This window comes from Vibrio hannami (assembly GCF_029589055.1).
GTDB classification, from domain to species: Bacteria; Pseudomonadota; Gammaproteobacteria; order Enterobacterales; family Vibrionaceae; genus Vibrio; species Vibrio hannami.
Map to the genome: position 1 here is coordinate 826,035 of NZ_JARQZP010000003.1, position 17,408 is coordinate 843,442.

The window sequence follows — 17,408 nt, forward strand, 5'->3', positions numbered from 1 at the left end:
ATAAAAAGCCAGAAAAAATTGAATTTCATCACACTTTTATCGATTTTTATCGATTTTTATCGTTTGTTTGACTTCAAAATATCATATTGCAAAATTTTTAAGCTGAAATAACGCCTGAACGCTGAAAATTACCCGAGCTCATAGTAGAAATCTAACGTGCCAATGCTATAGTGTGCCCAATCACTTACGTAAGACAAGATCGAGATGTTTCAAGACAATCCATTACTCGCCCAGCTAAAACAGCAAATTAAAGAAAATATTCCAAAAAAAGAAGGCACGATCAAAGCAACCGATAAGGGCTTTGGATTTTTAGAAGTTGATAGCAAAACCAGCCTCTTTATCCCACCTCCATACATGAAAAAATGCGTCCATGGAGATAAGGTTGTCGCTCTGATTCGTACAGAAAACGAAAAAGAAGTAGCCGAACCAGATGAGCTTATCGAGCAAAGCCTGAACCGCTTTATTGGTCGTATCAAAATGTTTAAGGGTAAGCTAAATGTGGTACCAGATCTGCCACAACTAAAACGCTTGTCCCTAAAGGCAAAAGCGAAAAAAGGATTAAATCCCGAAACACTTAACGAAGGCGACTGGGTAGTCGCTCATCTTATTCGTCACCCGCTAAAGGGCGATAATGGCTTTTTTGCTGAGATAAGTGAAAAAATCACCGATGCCAATGACAAAATAGCGCCATGGTGGGTGACCCTTGCAGAGAATGACCTGCCGAACAGTGAGCCAGAAGGTATCGAAAACTGGTCTTTAAACGACGATGAAGACCTGAACAGAATCGATATGACAAATATACCGTTTGTTACTATTGATGGTGACTCAACAAAAGATATGGACGACGCGCTGTATGCTCGCCAGCTAGATAATGGCAACTTCGAAGTGACCATTGCGATAGCCGATCCAACCGCTTATATCTCACCTGAAGATAATATGGACAAGGTAGCCAGAGAGCGTGGCTTTACCATTTATCTGCCTGGTAGAAACATTCCTATGCTACCTCGCGATTTAGCCGATGATCTATGCTCTCTCATTCAGGATCAGGAACGCCCTGCCCTCTGCTGTACAGTCGAAGTAGATAATAACGGTGTCATCACAGATGAAATCAAGTTCTTTGCAGCTACCGTTAAATCACATGCCCGCCTTGCGTACGATAATGTTTCCGACTGGCTTGAAGAAAAAGATCAGTGCTGGATTCCTGAAGGCGAAATTGCCGATGTACTTACAGTGCTCAACGAGTTTAGCTCAGCCCGTACAAAGTGGCGTGAAGAAAACGCAGTTGTTTTCCCTGACAGACCGGATTACCGCTTTGAGCTAAGTGAAGACAACGATGTTATTGCTATCCATGCTGATAAAAGACGCACCGCAAACAAGCTTGTTGAAGAGGCAATGATTACAGCAAACATCTGCGCTGGTCGAGTACTATCTAGATCGTTTGAAAAAGGTGTTTTTAATACTCACGCAGGCTTTAAGCCAGAAAAAATTAAAGACATTGTATCCCTGGTAAACCCAGAGGCAATACTGCCATTCACTGAAGAAAGCCTTAAGACACTTGAAGGTTTCAGCGAGTTAAGACGTTGGCTAAACGACCAGGATACCACCTATCTCGATAATCGAATTCGTAAATATCAGACCTACAGCGAAGTTTGTACAACACCATCTGAACATTTTGCGATGGGACTTGACGTTTACGCAACTTGGACATCTCCAATTCGTAAGTATGGCGATATGATAAATCACCGTCTACTAAAAGCACACATACTCCAAAAAGCGCCGGTACAGGAACCAGACAGCCTGATTGGTGAGGAATTGGCTATCCACAAGAAACATCACAAGATAGCTGAACGAAATGTTGCCGATTGGTTGTATGCGAGAACGTTGAGCAATGAGCCTAAAAATGAAACTAAGTTTTCAGGTGAAATTTTCGATATTAACCGCGCGGGTATGCGCGTAAGAATATTAGAAAACGGATCGACGGCATTTATTCCAGCCTCACTAATTTTGGATAACAAGACACGGATCGTGTGTAACGGCGATGAAGGCACGGTTTCAATAGACAACGATCACGTTTACAAATTGGGAGATGTGTTAGAAATAGTGCTGACAGAAGTAAACATTGAAAATAGAAGTATAGTCGCAAAGCCAACAGAAGTATTTTCGGACATTGAAGCAGATAACCCGAACAATAAATCTGAGTAACTAGCTTTATTTGTGGTACTGGCGCTTATTAAAAAAGCGCCTTTTTAAAGATAAGAATAAAAAGTATGGCAAGAATTACCATCTACAATCACAGCAGTTTCACAACACGGAAAAAAGACCGTTACCCCGTAACACAATGCGGAATTATTCTGGTCGAACATGGTTTGGTTAAGTACCGAACTCATCAAGATGAGAGCCGTGAGTTATGCGCTGGTCAATTCACTATCTATCACTCGGAAGAGTTCAAGAAGGTTGAATCCCACCCAGTGAATGGCGAGTTTGCGGCTAAAGTAATCACCTTTGAGCCAAGTTTACTACAACAATTTTATCTTCAGCTTCCGCAGCAAACTTACACAGATGAATCAGCCTTCTCACCCATCGATTCGGCGAAGCCAGTTGCACCAAATATCCTAAGCCTACTTATTGAAGCTGCTGAACATAAAAGCTCAGATCAAACTCTGGAAGCACTGTCTGTTGCCCTGATCATGGAGATTATCACCACATCTCCTAGTCACATTCCAATTTTACAACGTGCGTGTAATCAGAGCGCGGCTCAGAAAGTCATTCGTTTTATTGAACTGAACATAGAAAACGAAGTGTCTCTCGAAAATACAGCGCGCTTCCTTGGTATGTCTACGGCAACGTTAAAGCGCAGGTTAGCGGCTGAAGGGTTGAGTTTCTCTCAGATACTGAAAGTCAAGAGGGTTAACTATGCTGCTACCAAACTTCGCCTTACGAATAAGTCCATCGCAGAAATAGCCTTTGAGTCTGGCTTTAAGAGTGCAGCGCATTTCAGTACCGCGTTTAAAGGCGTTCAAGGTATAACTCCGAAAGAGTTCAGACAAAGAATTGTTCACGGTGGATAACAATTACTAAATCGTTCCCTCCTCTACCAGAAAAGATTATGTGGATCGTGGAGTAACTCGTCGAGTTGCTCCTCAAGGCTCTCTGTCGCTTCCTTGTAAGGGTAGCCATACCAATCTACATTTTCCAGATTGCTCTCATCATACTCAGCAACCTCAATTTTCCAAGTGAGCGCCTCCGGATTAAAAATCAGCTTCGCTACAGGGCAAACAGCGTTGATATGCGAAGAATCTAACAGGAAGCACTGTTTGGAGAAATAAACACCATCCTCAACCAGTTCATATTGAGCTTTTCCCATTTCTGCCGGCACGTTTTGATTACGCCTTTGACAGAACTTTTGCACAACCTTTTCCAGACGAAATAGCTCTATTTCAGATAGCTTCATATACAACTCTTTTATTGAAGTTTGATATTAAGATGATACTCCCATCTGAGAATTCTTACTTGTTAAATTTAAGCTCAAAATCAAAGATGTCGTCAACGTCACACTAGCGTCATATTTAAGAAATATTATTGTCAACTTACTAGAATAAAAATCGAATTTTACGCTCCAGGAGTTTTCTATGTTTCGTCTCGTTTTCAGCTCGTTACTCGCAGCTTTAACCATTTCGTTTGCTGCACATGCTGAAGAAATTAATGTATCAGGTTCTACATCGGTTGCCCGTGTGATGGATGTAATCGCTGAGGACTACAACTCGACTCATCCTGAATCTTATATCGCTGTTCAGGGAGTTGGCTCAACTGCAGGCGTTACGCTGGTTAAAAAAGGTGTCGCTGAAATTGGAATGAGCTCTCGTTACATTACTGAAGGTGAGTTGTCCGGAAGTGACCTAATCATTCATACTTTCGCTTACGATGGACTTGCTGTTGTTGTTAACCATGCAAACCCAGTAGAAGATCTTTCTCGCCAACAGCTGTTTGATATCTACAAGGGCAAAATTACTAATTGGACCCAAATTGGTGGCGCTGATAAGCCAATTGCCGTTGTAACCCGAGAAGCTGCTTCTGGCTCGCGATATAGTTTTGAAACATTACTTGGTTTAACACGCGTTATCAAAGGTAAACAAGTATCTGACATCAACCCAACTAACCTAGTCGTAAACAGTAACAGTATGGTGAAAACCATTATTACGAATAATCCGCACGCCATTGGTTTTGTTTCGGAAGGTTCAGTGGATCGATCGGTAAAAGAGCTAAAATTTGAAGGGGTTGAAGCAACGCCTAAGACTATCGCTTCCGGAGAATATAAATTAGCCAGACCGTTTATTATTCTCTACAAAGAGCAAAATATTACTGAAGACGCACTTGGTTTTGTTACGTTTATCAAATCGAACAGAGCTAAGGAACTCATTACTCAGTACGGTTATACACCGACCAAAAAGTGATTGTTAGGTAACAATCCGCTATAACGTAAAAAGGGAGCGTGAAAAGCTCCCTTCTCTAAATTGAACAGCCGTAGATTAGAAGTACAGCCTGACTACCGAGACAACCACACAGCCAGGACGTCTAACACCCTCTATCTCGACCTTAAGCTCACGCTCAATTTCCAGACCTTTTTTAATTGGCGTTACCTTTTTTAGAATACTATGAGTACGAATTCTATTTCCTGACTTTACAGGATATGGGAATCGCACTTCGTTCAGACCAACGTTAACAACCATCTTGGCTGTCGGGAACATTGGGTTTTCCGGGTCAACACTGTCGGTCATTTTAGACAACATAGACAGAGTCAAAAAGCCATGGGCAATAGTTGTTTTAAATGGCGATTCTTGAGCCGCTCGCTCAGGTTCGGTATGAATCCATTGCGTATCTTCAGTAACATCACCAAATGCATTGATTCTATCCTGGTCAATAGTCACCCAATCACCTACGTGAATTTCTTCACCAAGCTTTTCAGACAACTCAACATAAAGCGCTTTGGCAACATCGCATAATTCGAAGGTCTCTTCCTGAGTTGGCTTTACTTCTTCATTAACGGCAGGCAACGCATGCTCTTTAACCCACCCTACCAGGTGGTTAGAGTGTGTTTTTGTAACAAAGTCATCCCAATATTCTTTCAAAAACGGTGACATCAATTCTTTCAGTTCGAAGTGATGCTTGGTGAGCGATTCACTCTTGTGTTTTAGAATATCAACGACTTTCATATAAACCCTCAGTTAATAAAAAGTTCTTCTCAGAACTGCGATAAGCATAATTTTGAATGAGATCACAATATGATGCAAATAGTTTCGAGCGTACAGGTGTTAGCGGATTTTACTTTTATTTTTATAATTCATCACCTTAGGCAATAAAACACTATTTTATTAGTTTCTAAAACTCATCGGATCTCATACTATTTTGTTTGAAAATATTTCGACCCTGGTGTGGCTTGCCGCACGCTTTGGGAAATAAAACCAACTAAAATGAATTAAGGCCCGACCATTTCTGATCGGGCATTTTCAATTTGGAGAGACACACGAGGTTCCCAACTCGAGGTTTTAGGCGTGACCTCAACCTTGGCAAGGTTACACTCTAACAATTAAACTGTTGCCAACATTGGCCAGTACATAGCAAAATGCCCGACCATTTCTGATCGGGCATTTTCAATTTGGAGCGACACATGAGGTTCCCAATTCGAGGTTCTAGGCGTGACCTCAACCTTGGCAAGGTTGCGCTCTACCAACTGAGCTAGTGTCGCAAATGGAGGCGCGTCCCGGAGTCGAACCGAGGTCCACGGATTTGCAATCCGCTGCATAGCCACTCTGCCAACGCGCCTTTTTATCTGTTTAAATAACAGTCGCAGAATTCAATGATAACAAAGAGTTGCCTCATCTCTGCGTTGATGCGTACTTTACCCTTTTATTTTTCTGAGTCAATTATGAATTTACAAAATTCGGTTCGTTTGGACAATATTGAATCAAACTGATCATCTATTCGCCGTTACCAGCGTTTCATTATGCGTCCTAGCATACTTGGGTGGTAAGACCAACAGTGATCAAACATCTGCATCAGTTGTGGATTACCGTATTTTGACAAGCATATCGCGTGAAAACGATTCATCTGAGCCTGTAGACCTTTTACCAAATCCAGAATCTCGTCCGGTTGCCTCGGCGCAATAAAGTCAGATATTACTGCCATATCTGCGTTGCGATATTTGCTCGACTGCATCAGATCCACAGACTTAATCAGAACAGGCTCAAAATCTGTACCACCATGAAATTGATAAGAAAGAAAATCACTGGCCTCTTTTAAGCCATCCTGGCGAGTCAATTCATAAGTTATCTGTTCAGTAGAGAACAAAACCACATAACAATCTCTGTCTTCAGCCAGGGCGATTTGCATCAACGCATACGCCATCGCTTTCGCACACTGCTCAGGGAAACCACTCATCGATCCTGAGGCGTCAACACAGACAATAAACGGCCCTTTCTCTATATCAACGACTTTTGACTCGGGCTTATGTGCTTTTACTTGTCTTAACTTTCGAGCTTTTCCTTTCACCTTGTAGTTCATCAATCGCTTGTCTACCAGATGCTTGTAGAACACCACTTCTAGTTCCGGATAAGCAAGAAACATGGTTTCATTAGGAAGCATACGATTTAAGTCGTCACTCTCATGCACACCAACGATATCATCTGTAGCGAAATCGCTTCTCTCTTCCACTAGTTTGAGCTCTTCAACTGGAGACTTATGCAGACTCGGATCATCAACGTTACTTGCCATTCTTCCAAGTTGCTCAGCAATGGCTTGCAATTCACTATTTTTCTTTAAGAACTCGGCGTAACGCTTCATCGTGGAAACATCTTTCTTTGATAAACGAGCGGCCGCCATATCCCAGAGTCTTCCCATCTGGTTAAGCTCTCCGACCTCCTCTAGCTTATCCATATTTTTTAATGTCTCAATACGCTGATAAAGCTCCGAAAGAAACTTTTCTTTATCAGACTCAAGCTGGGCAATTTCAGCCTGCTTAATCGCCTTAGATAAACTTTTGTACCACTGTTCACAGAAGTAGTGTGGGAACACTGGATTACTTACGCCCTTGTTCCTATTTACCAACTTTTTGGCTTTCTTATGAAAAGATGAGTGCCAGTCCAACCTTTCCAAAATAGAAGGTAGTTGCTGGTAAAACTCTTCCTCTGTGAGATGAATCGTCTCCTGATATAGATTCAGTTCATTTTGAAAATGCTCTGTTTCGCAGACCTTAGTAATTCTTTTTTTAGCACTTCCACGCCACTTAACTATCTGCCTTTTTAGAGATACCTTGATAGCTTTATTTTCAGGGATCATCAATAACTGTGAACGACCGATAAGATCATTCACAGCACTATCTATAATCCCCGATTCAGCGATCATCATCGCCAGGTTTAAACCATCAGCGCCAAGCATTTCTATTCGCCTCTACTCAAAAAACTGGTTAAAATTTTTGATTCGTTGAGCGGCTTTCTCACTCTTTTCTTTGATATCTTCCAGCTCTTCCAAAACCCCTTGTAAGCTACTTTCCATTTCACGAGGTAGTGATGGATCAACAAAGCTATGAGGTAACGCACCATGAAAATCAGAGCGTACTTTTCTAAGATGATGTTCTGCGTCAATAATTCGCGTTAACGCTTTGTCCGCTTTTTCACACCACTCTTCATAGAGGCTGCTATTCAGCCCTTCCCTGCCAACAAGTCCGACGGGAACAGAGCGATTGGCTATATCTTTAATAACTAAGTTGTTCGCTGGTCCAAGATCAAATCGCAAACGACACATATTGCTGTTCTGATTCACATATCCGTACGCGTCACCACCACCTTCCCGGATGACCTTCTCAAGCTCATCTTTGGAAACATAGACCCAGCGACTATCACCTTTTTCCGCTTCGTTAACCGACATGTTACTAAGCAGCATAACAAGTTTTACTAACCCTCTTGCAGAACCAACGCTATAAGTTTTTGCCCCAGAAAGATCATATTGATACCCTTCGGTTTTTCTTAATAACTTGTTTTGCATTTCAGTAGAAAGCATCATCGAGAACTGATCTTCAATTTCTTCCTTAATGGAAGCTAAATCATCTCTACAAACTCTGATTTGATGGTGAATAACATCCTGATCAAACGCATGATAAAGAGCGAACTCTCTTATAACTTCTGTAACCAGGTTCCTTGATTCAGGGCTATGCCACAAGCAGTCTCTAAGTAGCAGCAAATCCAATGGGTTTACGGTATCTCTCCCATTAAAGTACGCACTGGCTTTAAGCAATTTAACGGACTTTTTCCAACGGCGGTCTGATACATAAAGATCTTTGTCAGCCAGCTCCGAATTTAAGTCCTGAACTTTGTTTTCCAGCATAGTTTTTAGTTCATATAGCTTCTCAAACCCGGTATCCGTCAGTTCAACATCCAATAATTCTTGTTGCCAACGGTGATATTCATCATCAGTAATGACCAACTCTTCAGGAATCGTTGCTTCGTCAGGCGTGCCAACCGTGAGCATCGATTTAAAATTCTGCTTGCTTTGAATTCGATTCAGGTAAACCCGAACCAGCATCCTGTCGTATAATGCTTCTAATCCACTATCTTCATCTGGTAGCTCATTGGAAGCAGTAACCAGCAAGCGCATTGGTACTTTCTCGAGCTCAGCCCCATTTTTAAAGGTTTTTTCGTTAACGACAGTAAGAAGAGTGTTTAGAATGGCCGGGCCTGCTTTCCATATTTCGTCCAGAAATACGATCTCGGCTTTTGGCAGATATCCTTCCGTTAATCGAACATACTTGCCATTGTCTTTGAGCTCTTGAATACTTAAGGGGCCAAACACCTCTTCAGGCGTAGAGAATCGAGTCATCAGATATTCAAAATAGCTGCTGCTGCCAAACGCATGAATGAGCCGTTTAGCTATCAAGCTTTTCGCAATACCTGGAGGGCCTAAAAGAAAAACACTTTCGCCAGCTAACGTCGCGAGAAGACAAAGTTTGACCGTGTCTTCGCGTTCATAGACACCATCAGACAGGGCTTTTGCCAGTTTATTTATTCTTTCTGAAAGTAACGCTTTGTTGGCATGACTTCTACTTGGAGCTAGCATACGGTATATCACTTATTTGTTCTGGGTATATAAGATTCTGACATTGTTACGTATTTGTTACTAATTATAATTATTTGATAATTGATCCATGTAACGCACAATTACTAGATATGTGTTAATTATCGCGTCGTTGTTGAAACGCTAAACATATAACCTTACCCGAACGATAAGTACATCGCAGGTTGAAAACAATGATTACAAAAATACATAGTTGGAAAAGCATCCAGCTAACAGAAGAAAACATCACTCTTCCGAACAATAAAAATATCCTTCACACTTCTATCAAACATCCAGGTGCAGCAGTGATTCTTCCAATCACTGATGATGGTAAAGTCATTATCACATATCAGTATCGACCATCAATTAAGCAATGGATGCTTGAAATACCAGCCGGAACTATGGAGATAAATGAACAACCCATAGTCTGCGCGCAAAGAGAGTTAGAAGAAGAAACCGGCTATAGTGCCAAAGAATTTATCCCCCTTGGGGAACTGACACCACTTGCGGGTTTTTGCGATGAGACCCAGTTTATATTCATTGCAAAGCAACTGAAAAAAACCGATAGGCTAAGTTGTGATGATGACGAAGTGATAGAGGTAAAGGAGCTTTCCGTACAGGAAATAGAGAATAAAATATTAAACGGAGACATCACCGACTCTAAAACCATCGCGGCATTATTCCGTGCAAAGCTTGCTAAATTGGTCTGATAAAGCCAAGCCGGTCTCACCGACAATATCTCTACCACCAAAAGAAACGCCCGCATAATAGATGCGGGCGTAAAAATAAGAGAAAAACCCTGTCCAAGGCAGTGGAAAAACCGCATTCACTTAGCAATTATCGTCAATGCGGAAGACAGGGCTTTAGGTAGCATCCTGAACCTAAATATGACTCTATCCGTAGAACTTAAAATTAATTTTTCACTGGTTTTGGTGGTTTAACACCATGTAGCAATGCGAACATTACCGGCACAACAACCAGAGTCAGAACCGTTGCGAAGCCAAGGCCTGCCATAATTGTTATAGCCATAGAACCGAAGAAGGCATCAAATACTAACGGAATCATACCCAGAATAGTTGTGATTGCTGCCATACTTACTGGTCTTACACGGCTGATAGCACTGTCAAACACAGCCTGATACTTATCTTTGCCCGTTTCCAGCTCGATATTTATTTGATCCATCAGTACGATACCGTTTTTCAGAACCATACCACTGAGGCTCAAAAGGCCCAGCAGCGCAGTAAAACTAAAAGGCATATTAGTACCGAGCAGACCTATGGACACGCCAATAATCGACAATGGAACAGTAAACCAGATAACCAGAGGCTTCTTGATTGAGTTGAACAAAAACACGGTTACGATAAACATGAACAAGTAACCCATTGGTAGCGAGCTAAACAGCATCTGCTGTGCATCAGACGAAGACTCGTACTCACCACCCCATGTAATTTCATACCCTTCAGGCAAGTCAATAGCTTCTACTGCCGGACGGATTCTGGAGAACAACACAGCCGGTGTTTCATCACCCAGAATATCGTGATCAGCCAGTACCGTCAGAGTTCGCTTACGGTCACGGCGTAGAACAAGAGGCTCGACCCACTCCATAGTGATTCCATCCATAACTTGTTCGATAGGAACGTATGTCTGTAATGTTGGACTCCAGATACCCAGGTTCTGAACCGTATCAAAGTTCACTCGCTCGTCTTCTGGTAAGCGCACTACAATTGGCAAAATCTCAGTGCCGTCGCGGAACATACCGATGGTTGAGCCACCAAAAGCGGTCTGAAGTGTGTTCGATAAATCTTCTTTGGTTACACCAAGACGACGTGCCTTAGACTCGTTAAACTGAGGAACCAGTTCTTTGGCTCTTTCACGCCAGTCGTGACGAACGTTGCGAGCACCTGGATCGGCCGAGATAACATCTTCAACCTGTTTAGCCAGTTCTCGCAAAACCTGTGGCTCAGGCCCTGAGATACGTGCTTCAATTTTTGAAGCCGGAGAAGGACCAAACTCAAGAACACGGAATCGGAAATCTGGCTTGGTGTATAAAGACGGTAGTTCCTTTTCAAGCTTCTCAATCATTGGATTGATCAACTCTCGGTCTTTCACACGAATCTGAACTTGTGAATACGCCTCGTACGACTGCTCCGGAGCATACGTCAGCATGAATCGCTGCATGCCTTGTCCAGCAGATGTCGTCACATAATCTATTCCTTCCTGAGAACGAATGTACTCTTCTACTTTCTCGGTCTGCTTGATGGTTTCACGAATATCAGTGCCTTCCGGTAACCAAAGATCGACGTAGAACATAGGTGTGTTTGAAGCTGGGAAGAACGACTGTTTTACACTTCCGAACGCGACAATCGCACCGAAAAGTAAGCCAACCATACCAATCACCGTTAGCCAGCGGAAACGCATACAGAACTTGAGCAATGCACCGAATACGACGAACAATACCCCTTTGTAAGGATCTACTACTTCACCATCTTCAGAAGGTTCGCTTTCTTTAAGTAGAAGATCCGCAAGGAAAGGGGTCAATGTCAGAGCAGTAACCCAACTAAAAAATAGCGAGAAACACAGGACCCAGAACAGCGACCCCATAAACTCACCTGTAGCATCTGCTGACAAGCCGATAGGTGCAAAAGCGGTAATCGCAATAACGGTGGCACCAAGCAATGGCCATTGAGTTTGCTTCACGATATCGACCGATGCCTGCAGTTTGGTTTTACCTTTCTGCAACCCGACAAGAATACCTTCGACCACGACGATAGCGTTGTCCACCAGCATACCCAGCGCGATGATCAAAGCGCCCAACGAGATACGGTGTAATTCGACATCCGTTGCCTTCATCAACATAAAGGTACCAAATACCGTTAGCAGCAGTACCAACCCGATGATAATGCCGCTACGCATGCCCATAGCAAAAAGCAGAACGACGATTACAATACCAACCGCTTCTGCAAGGCTGATAACAAAGTCCTGTACCGAGCTATCTACTTCCTGAGCCTGGTTATAAAAATAGTTAAGCTCAAGCCCTGCTGGTTTAAGGCTTTCCAGTTCACTGATGCGTTTTTCAATACGCATACCAACCTCAACGACGTTTACGCCATCGGAGAAGGAAACACCCAGATTAATCGCAGGTTTACCGTTGTATGTCAAAACGTTGCTTGGTTTATCTGCTATACCACGAGTAATGGTTGCCACGTCTTTTAGGCGGATCAGATTCCCTGTATCACGGCCATTGATGATCAGATTCTCTAGGTGTTCTACCGAGTTCAGAGAACCATTCGGTCTGATCATCATGCTCTGACCATTGATCATCAGATCACCAGCAGATACCACGCTGTTTTGCGTAGCAAGCAGGTTAGCAACATTATTAAAATCAAGATCCAGAGATGCCAGCCTGTCTATGGAAATTTCAACGAACAACTGTTCGTCCTGAGCGCCGCCCTGCGATACCTTACCTACACCAGGAACAAGATCCAGCTCGCGAGTAAGCGCGTCGGCATAACGCTCAAGCTCTACATATGAATAGCCTTCACCGGTAAGCATGAGCATGACACCATACACATCTCCGAAGTCATCTATAATCTGAACTGAATTCACACCTGCAGGAAGCATTGGTTGAAAGTCATTAATCTTCCGACGCATCTCATCCCAAATCTGGGCGAGTTCTTCAGCACCGTAAATTGACTTCATCTCAACTCTTATCTGAGACATACCGCGAGATGAAATTGAGCGTATGTTTTTCACATATGGCAGCTGACGAATTTGTTTTTCAAGAGGATATGTCAGCTCTTCTTCTACTTCTTCGGTTGTTGCTCCCGGATAGGTTGAAATAATCATGGCTTCTTTGATGGTGAACTTAGGATCCTCTAAACGACCTAAACCCAGAAAAGACTGCACACCACCGATAATGAGTATGACTAGAAACATCCACGCGATAACTCGGTGTTTAATTGAGTATTCTGCTATATTCACGGTTATTGTTCCTCTCCAACCACAACCACAGAGGCTTCGTTGCGTAACTTATTAAGGCTCGAACTCACCAACTGATCTCCTTGTTTCACGCCTTTTGAAATAACAGCACCACTACTGTGTACTTTGATGATGTCAACACTCTGCTTATGTACGATCCCGTCTACATATTTCCAGATAAAAAATTCACCAGACTTTTCTCCGGCATCAATAGCCGTCATCGGTACTTCGTATCCCTGCACAACGGCCAATCCCGCTTCTAGCATGTCGACATCCAGGTTCGCCGTAGAGCCCGGTAAAATAGGCGGTGTTACCTGTGGCATCTCAAGCCAGAACTCAAAAGCGTTTGAACCTTTATTTGGTTCGCTAGAGTGCTCGTAGTACTTCAAAATGAAATCACGGTCATCACCGCTGTATTGTGTTGGAATATTGTAATCACGCGTTTCATCATCAGGATTTATTGCAGCAAGAACTACATCTGAGATTGAAATTCGAACCCTTACAACGTCACCACGATATACGTTTAAGACCGTTTCGCCAGGAGTGACACTCTCGAAAGATTCTTTTGGTACCTCTGAAACAAAACCATCAAACGGTGCTGTTAGTCTTGTATATTCGAGGTTATTGCTGGCAACTTTGAAGTTCACCTCAGCAATTCGTCGATTTGCCGTTAGTTCATCAAGCTCCGACTGAGAGATCATCTTTCTCTTGATCAGATCCTTACCACGGCTATGCTGTTTAACCGCTAGTTCATACTGTACCTGAGCGTCGGCAAGTTGCTGCTTTAGCTTGCTGTCGTCTAACTTAGCCAGCAGTTCGCCTTTTTTAACTGGCTGCCCTGTTTTTACCAGAATAGATTCAAGTTCACCTTCAATACGAAATGAGATAGGTGTTAAATCCGCCGGCATCACCGTACCTTTAAAATTACGGTATTGATTCTCTAACGGCTTTTGAACCTCAAACGTCGAAACAGATAAAGGCACTCTTTCCCTATCTACGACTTCTTCACCGCAGCCTAAAAGCGTAGCTACAGCAACAGGCAATAGTGCAAATTTCAGATTACGTTTGCGCATTAAATACCACCTTCACGTGTCCAGGCTCTAACCACCTGACCTTCATTTAAATCTTTCGCTCCTGCGATAACGACAAAATCCCCTGCACTCAGCCCATCGACCACAAAACCTGCTTCATCCAAAGATAAATCAGCGGCCTGAACCGTATTACTTTGGGCATTAAGCAACCAGACCGTTCCTTTACCCTCTTCTTTAGAAACCCAGGCACTGGCTGGAAGTTGAATTGGTTTGGCTTGTTTGGTATTGGCGATAAGAACCTGGCCAGTCATACCTGTCAGGATGTTCAATGCATCGGGACGAACAATTGAAACAGTAGCGTTGTAACTGTTGGTATCGCTGTTTGCTTGAGTAGACATCTCTTTAAATGATGCAGGCACCATGACTTCAGGATGAATATCAAAAACCACTGCGTAGTTGCCTTCACGCAGAGACTTGATTCCTTCTCTATCCACATATGGGACAGGAATTGAGATATTAATATCAAGCTGTTCGTTATTGATGATGTTCAGAATAGGCTGCTTAGCACCAACGAACTGGTGCGCTTTTACAAAGCTAAGAGACACAATGCCGTCAAATGGTGCTTTGATATTGGAGTAACTAAGATCGGTCTTAGCCTCTTCAAGATTGGCAATAGCGGCTTTGTATGATGTTTCTGACTGATCGTAAGCGTCTGCACTAATCAATTTTTTATTGAATAGTTGCTCGTCTCTAAGATAGCGAGTTTCCGCCAGTTCGAACTGAGCTTGAGAAGCTTCTAGCGCCAGCTGATAATCATTGGGATCCAGTGATGCAAGAATCTGGTCTTTTACGACTTTTTGTCCTTCATGCACGCTAAGTTTTTCAATTACACCAGGCACCTGAAATGAAAGCTGAGAGCGCTCCCCAGCATCCACTTCCGCGAGGAACGCATCATACCCACTATCGGTGTAAGCGGGAATTTGATAAAGCTTAACGGGCTTAACGACTTCCTGCTGAGGTTCTGAATTTGCCGGGTAGCATCCAGCTATAATGGTCGAAAAAAAACCAACAACCGCTACTTTAGATAATGTGACCAAGGCTTTGTTACGCACCTTACTGTCTCCCAATATGTCAGAATTTGGTTAAAATATATTACACATGCGTGCAGTATATGTTTTTCTTTACTAATATCAATAAATATTTACCATGTGTACAGTAAAATTTTTATGACGAACGAGTAGAAATTTGGTAGAAATACGTCGTCTTTTCGAGAAGTAAGATTATGAACGTTAGAAAACAGGGGCGCAGAAGCGCACAGACCGCAGAATCCACTAAATATCAGATATTAACTGTAGCTGCAGAGATGTTTTGTACTCTGGGTTATGAGCGTGTTTCACTGCGAAATATCAGTGATTCTGCTGGAGTATCACATAGCCTGATTCGTCATCATTTTGGTAGTAAAGAGCAAATCTGGTATGCCATTAGCGACAAGTTACATGAGTATATGGAAGGCTATCTTTTTGCCCTGCTCGAAGATATCGACCAAAACCTTCCAGTCAATCAGCGACTTTATCAGTTTTGTATCCGCATGAACGCTCATATGCTGCTGGTTCCAAAACCACTGCAGTTCACCGCAGATGTTGTGCGTCAAGAAGGTGAGTTTTTCGACTATATGGTCGATAAACATGGAAAAATTGAGCATGTTTTTGACATTCTTGTCGAAGAGTTCAACTCTAAGCACCCGAAAAACCGGGTAAATATGTGGGAACAGAAGTGGCTTTTAATCAGCAGTGCTCATGCCGCAATCAGCCTGAAACCATTTTTGAAGGCGGTTTGGCCAGATTCAAAAGATGATGAATCTCGCCTTCTGGTCAATCATTGGGAGCTTTATAACTCTCAGGTAGCTAAAAACTTCCTTATCGAAGAAGATCAAATGCTCCATTCTGATGATCTTTCTACGTTTTTGCTGCCAATGGCTGAATGTTGGAATAGAAGTAGCTGTTGTTTAGATGAGGAAGAGGCTTAGCCTCTCCTTTTACCTCGATTTTGATGAATCTTAAGCTTAGCTTTTAGCTTTCTTTTCTCGGACGAACGACCCCGCTTCCGTGGCCTGGCACTTTCCTCTACTTCTTCTATCAAGCTTGGTTCGAACCCTTGAAGCCATTCTTGAGGAACTCTCTTATCTATCAAGTTTTCGATAGCTTCTAATAAGTATTCTTCGTCACGGGACATTAAAGAAACAGCTAAACCAGTCAGCCCGGCACGGCCTGTACGCCCGATCCGGTGTATATAATCTTCCGCCTTATATGGCATATCAAAGTTAACGACGCACTCAAGCTCTTTTATATCAATGCCCCTAGCCGCTACATCTGTGGCTATAAGTGCTCTAACCTTTCCTGACTTAAAGTCATCAAGTGCCTTTTGTCTGGCCCCCTGACTTTTGTCTCCATTGATCGACGCTGCTTTGATACCATCTAGTTTTAGTTCTTTAACTAGTGCATCAGAACCCTGCTTGGTTTTAGTAAATACCAACACCTGCTGCCAGTTACGAGAACCTATCAAGAAAGCCAACAGCTCTCTCTTACGTTTTTTGTCGACCGGATAAAGAATCTGTTCTACAAACTCTGCTGTACTGTTTTCAGAGGCTACGTGAACCTCGACCGGGTCTCTGAGTAATTTATAGGCTAACGTCTTAACTCGCTTCTCAAATGTTGCCGAAAACAACATCGTCTGACGCTCTTCTGGCAGCCTTTTAATGATTCGTTGAATATCAGGCAGAAATCCCATATCAAGCATCCTGTCTGCTTCATCCAAAACCAGATACGAGGTTTTTCGAAGACTCACCGAGCCAGTAAAGCAGTGGTCAAGCAAACGACCAGGGGTCGCGATAAGTATGTCTGCACCGCCTTTTAAGTTCTGTTGTTGAACATTAATGCTCGTTCCACCATAAGCCACTACCAGTTTAAGGTTAGTCTCTTTGTTAAACGCACTTATGCTATCAAAGACTTGCTGCGCTAACTCTCGGGTTGGTGTCACTATTAAAGCTCTAACGAAATTATCCTGGGAAGACAACTCTTTTGGATCTTCTAACAATTTCTGAATAATTGGTAATGAGAACGCAGCCGTTTTACCGGTACCTGTTTGAGCACCAGCAAGTAGATCACATCCATCTAAAACATGAGGAATCGCTTTCTGTTGAATAGGTGTCGGCTCGGAATAGCCCAGTTCCTGTACAACATCTAATAATGACGGTACGAGTTTAAGCGAAGAAAAGGCGATTTTGGTTTCAGACATATC

General features: G+C 42.8%; 13 protein-coding genes and 2 tRNA genes. 5 read left to right on the forward strand and 10 right to left on the reverse strand.

Going from position 1 to position 17,408, the window contains the following annotated elements:
- The first annotated feature begins 204 nt into the window (after positions 1-204).
- Entirely contained in the window at positions 205-2,202 is a 1,998-nt protein-coding gene (rnb, locus tag P7F88_RS05465) for an exoribonuclease II (RefSeq protein ID WP_277822620.1), read from the forward strand.
- 65 nt (positions 2,203-2,267) lie between these two features.
- On the forward strand, positions 2,268-3,068 hold the full coding sequence (locus tag P7F88_RS05470; RefSeq protein WP_277822622.1) for a helix-turn-helix transcriptional regulator: 801 nt from the start codon (positions 2,268-2,270) through the stop codon (positions 3,066-3,068).
- A gap of 23 nt (positions 3,069-3,091) precedes the next feature.
- On the opposite strand, the gene P7F88_RS05475 is transcribed toward P7F88_RS05470, so the two are convergent.
- On the reverse strand, positions 3,092-3,451 hold the full coding sequence (locus P7F88_RS05475) for a DUF3024 domain-containing protein (protein ID WP_277822624.1): 360 nt from the start codon (positions 3,449-3,451) through the stop codon (positions 3,092-3,094).
- A gap of 178 nt (positions 3,452-3,629) precedes the next feature.
- On the opposite strand from P7F88_RS05475, the gene P7F88_RS05480 reads away from it, so the two are divergent.
- Positions 3,630-4,451: a phosphate ABC transporter substrate-binding protein gene (locus P7F88_RS05480; RefSeq protein ID WP_277822626.1), complete on the forward strand. Its 822-nt coding sequence runs from the start codon at positions 3,630-3,632 to the stop codon at positions 4,449-4,451.
- Positions 4,452-4,526: 75 nt separating this feature from the next.
- On the opposite strand, the gene P7F88_RS05485 is transcribed toward P7F88_RS05480, so the two are convergent.
- The 5 genes from P7F88_RS05485 to P7F88_RS05505 form a co-directional block, all read right to left on the reverse strand.
- A complete protein-coding gene (locus tag P7F88_RS05485) occupies positions 4,527-5,210 on the reverse strand; it encodes a MaoC family dehydratase (RefSeq protein WP_277822628.1) in 684 nt (227 codons plus the stop codon).
- Between the two features lie 444 nt (positions 5,211-5,654).
- Positions 5,655-5,743 (reverse strand) — tRNA-Gly (locus P7F88_RS05490).
- A 3-nt stretch (positions 5,744-5,746) separates the two neighbouring features.
- A tRNA-Cys gene (locus P7F88_RS05495) sits at positions 5,747-5,820 on the reverse strand.
- Between the two features lie 165 nt (positions 5,821-5,985).
- On the reverse strand, positions 5,986-7,431 hold the full coding sequence (gene viaA, locus P7F88_RS05500) for an ATPase RavA stimulator ViaA (RefSeq protein WP_277822630.1): 1,446 nt from the start codon (positions 7,429-7,431) through the stop codon (positions 5,986-5,988).
- A 12-nt stretch (positions 7,432-7,443) separates the two neighbouring features.
- A complete protein-coding gene (locus tag P7F88_RS05505; protein WP_277822632.1) occupies positions 7,444-9,105 on the reverse strand; it encodes an ATPase RavA domain-containing protein in 1,662 nt (553 codons plus the stop codon).
- A 191-nt stretch (positions 9,106-9,296) separates the two neighbouring features.
- Between P7F88_RS05505 and P7F88_RS05510 the strand changes: the two genes are divergently transcribed.
- Positions 9,297-9,812 (forward strand): NUDIX hydrolase, encoded by a 516-nt coding sequence (locus P7F88_RS05510; RefSeq protein ID WP_277822634.1) that lies wholly within the window; start codon positions 9,297-9,299, stop codon positions 9,810-9,812.
- A gap of 202 nt (positions 9,813-10,014) precedes the next feature.
- Here the strand turns inward: P7F88_RS05510 and P7F88_RS05515 are convergent, their stop codons facing one another.
- Genes P7F88_RS05515 through P7F88_RS05525 form a run of 3 tightly spaced genes read right to left on the reverse strand, consistent with a single transcriptional unit; the run spans position 10,015 to position 15,223 of the window.
- Complete coding sequence (locus tag P7F88_RS05515; RefSeq protein WP_422127806.1) at positions 10,015-13,038, reverse strand: efflux RND transporter permease subunit; 3,024 nt, start codon at positions 13,036-13,038, stop codon at positions 10,015-10,017.
- A gap of 47 nt (positions 13,039-13,085) precedes the next feature.
- Positions 13,086-14,153, reverse strand: coding sequence for an efflux RND transporter periplasmic adaptor subunit (locus tag P7F88_RS05520; RefSeq protein ID WP_277822638.1), 1,068 nt, complete (start codon positions 14,151-14,153; stop codon positions 13,086-13,088).
- Positions 14,153-15,223, reverse strand: a complete 1,071-nt coding sequence (locus P7F88_RS05525) for an efflux RND transporter periplasmic adaptor subunit (RefSeq protein WP_277822640.1) — start codon at positions 15,221-15,223, stop codon at positions 14,153-14,155. Before P7F88_RS05525 ends, P7F88_RS05520 begins: the two co-directional genes overlap by 1 nt.
- Positions 15,224-15,393: 170 nt before the next feature.
- Between P7F88_RS05525 and P7F88_RS05530 the strand changes: the two genes are divergently transcribed.
- Complete coding sequence (locus tag P7F88_RS05530) at positions 15,394-16,137, forward strand: TetR/AcrR family transcriptional regulator (RefSeq protein WP_277822642.1); 744 nt, start codon at positions 15,394-15,396, stop codon at positions 16,135-16,137.
- On the opposite strand, the gene P7F88_RS05535 is transcribed toward P7F88_RS05530, so the two are convergent.
- Entirely contained in the window at positions 16,134-17,405 is a 1,272-nt protein-coding gene (locus P7F88_RS05535) for a DEAD/DEAH box helicase (RefSeq protein WP_277822644.1), read from the reverse strand. The two genes, P7F88_RS05530 and P7F88_RS05535, sit on opposite strands and share 4 nt — an antisense overlap.
- Positions 17,406-17,408: the final 3 nt, after the last annotated feature.

What these genes read in the sequence shown, in the direction of transcription:
- rnb (WP_277822620.1), top strand. Translation starts at nt 205, where the DNA reads ATGTTTCAAGACAATCCATTACTCGCCCAGCTAAAACAGCAAATTAAA.
- P7F88_RS05470 (WP_277822622.1), top strand. Translation starts at nt 2,268, where the DNA reads ATGGCAAGAATTACCATCTACAATCACAGCAGTTTCACAACACGGAAA.
- P7F88_RS05475 (WP_277822624.1), bottom strand. Translation starts at nt 3,451, where the DNA reads ATGAAGCTATCTGAAATAGAGCTATTTCGTCTGGAAAAGGTTGTGCAA.
- P7F88_RS05480 (WP_277822626.1), top strand. Translation starts at nt 3,630, where the DNA reads ATGTTTCGTCTCGTTTTCAGCTCGTTACTCGCAGCTTTAACCATTTCG.
- P7F88_RS05485 (WP_277822628.1), bottom strand. Translation starts at nt 5,210, where the DNA reads ATGAAAGTCGTTGATATTCTAAAACACAAGAGTGAATCGCTCACCAAG.
- viaA (WP_277822630.1), bottom strand. Translation starts at nt 7,431, where the DNA reads ATGCTTGGCGCTGATGGTTTAAACCTGGCGATGATGATCGCTGAATCG.
- P7F88_RS05505 (WP_277822632.1), bottom strand. Translation starts at nt 9,105, where the DNA reads ATGCTAGCTCCAAGTAGAAGTCATGCCAACAAAGCGTTACTTTCAGAA.
- P7F88_RS05510 (WP_277822634.1), top strand. Translation starts at nt 9,297, where the DNA reads ATGATTACAAAAATACATAGTTGGAAAAGCATCCAGCTAACAGAAGAA.
- P7F88_RS05515 (WP_422127806.1), bottom strand. Translation starts at nt 13,038, where the DNA reads ATGTTTCTAGTCATACTCATTATCGGTGGTGTGCAGTCTTTTCTGGGT.
- P7F88_RS05520 (WP_277822638.1), bottom strand. Translation starts at nt 14,153, where the DNA reads ATGCGCAAACGTAATCTGAAATTTGCACTATTGCCTGTTGCTGTAGCT.
- P7F88_RS05530 (WP_277822642.1), top strand. Translation starts at nt 15,394, where the DNA reads ATGAACGTTAGAAAACAGGGGCGCAGAAGCGCACAGACCGCAGAATCC.
- P7F88_RS05535 (WP_277822644.1), bottom strand. Translation starts at nt 17,405, where the DNA reads ATGTCTGAAACCAAAATCGCCTTTTCTTCGCTTAAACTCGTACCGTCA.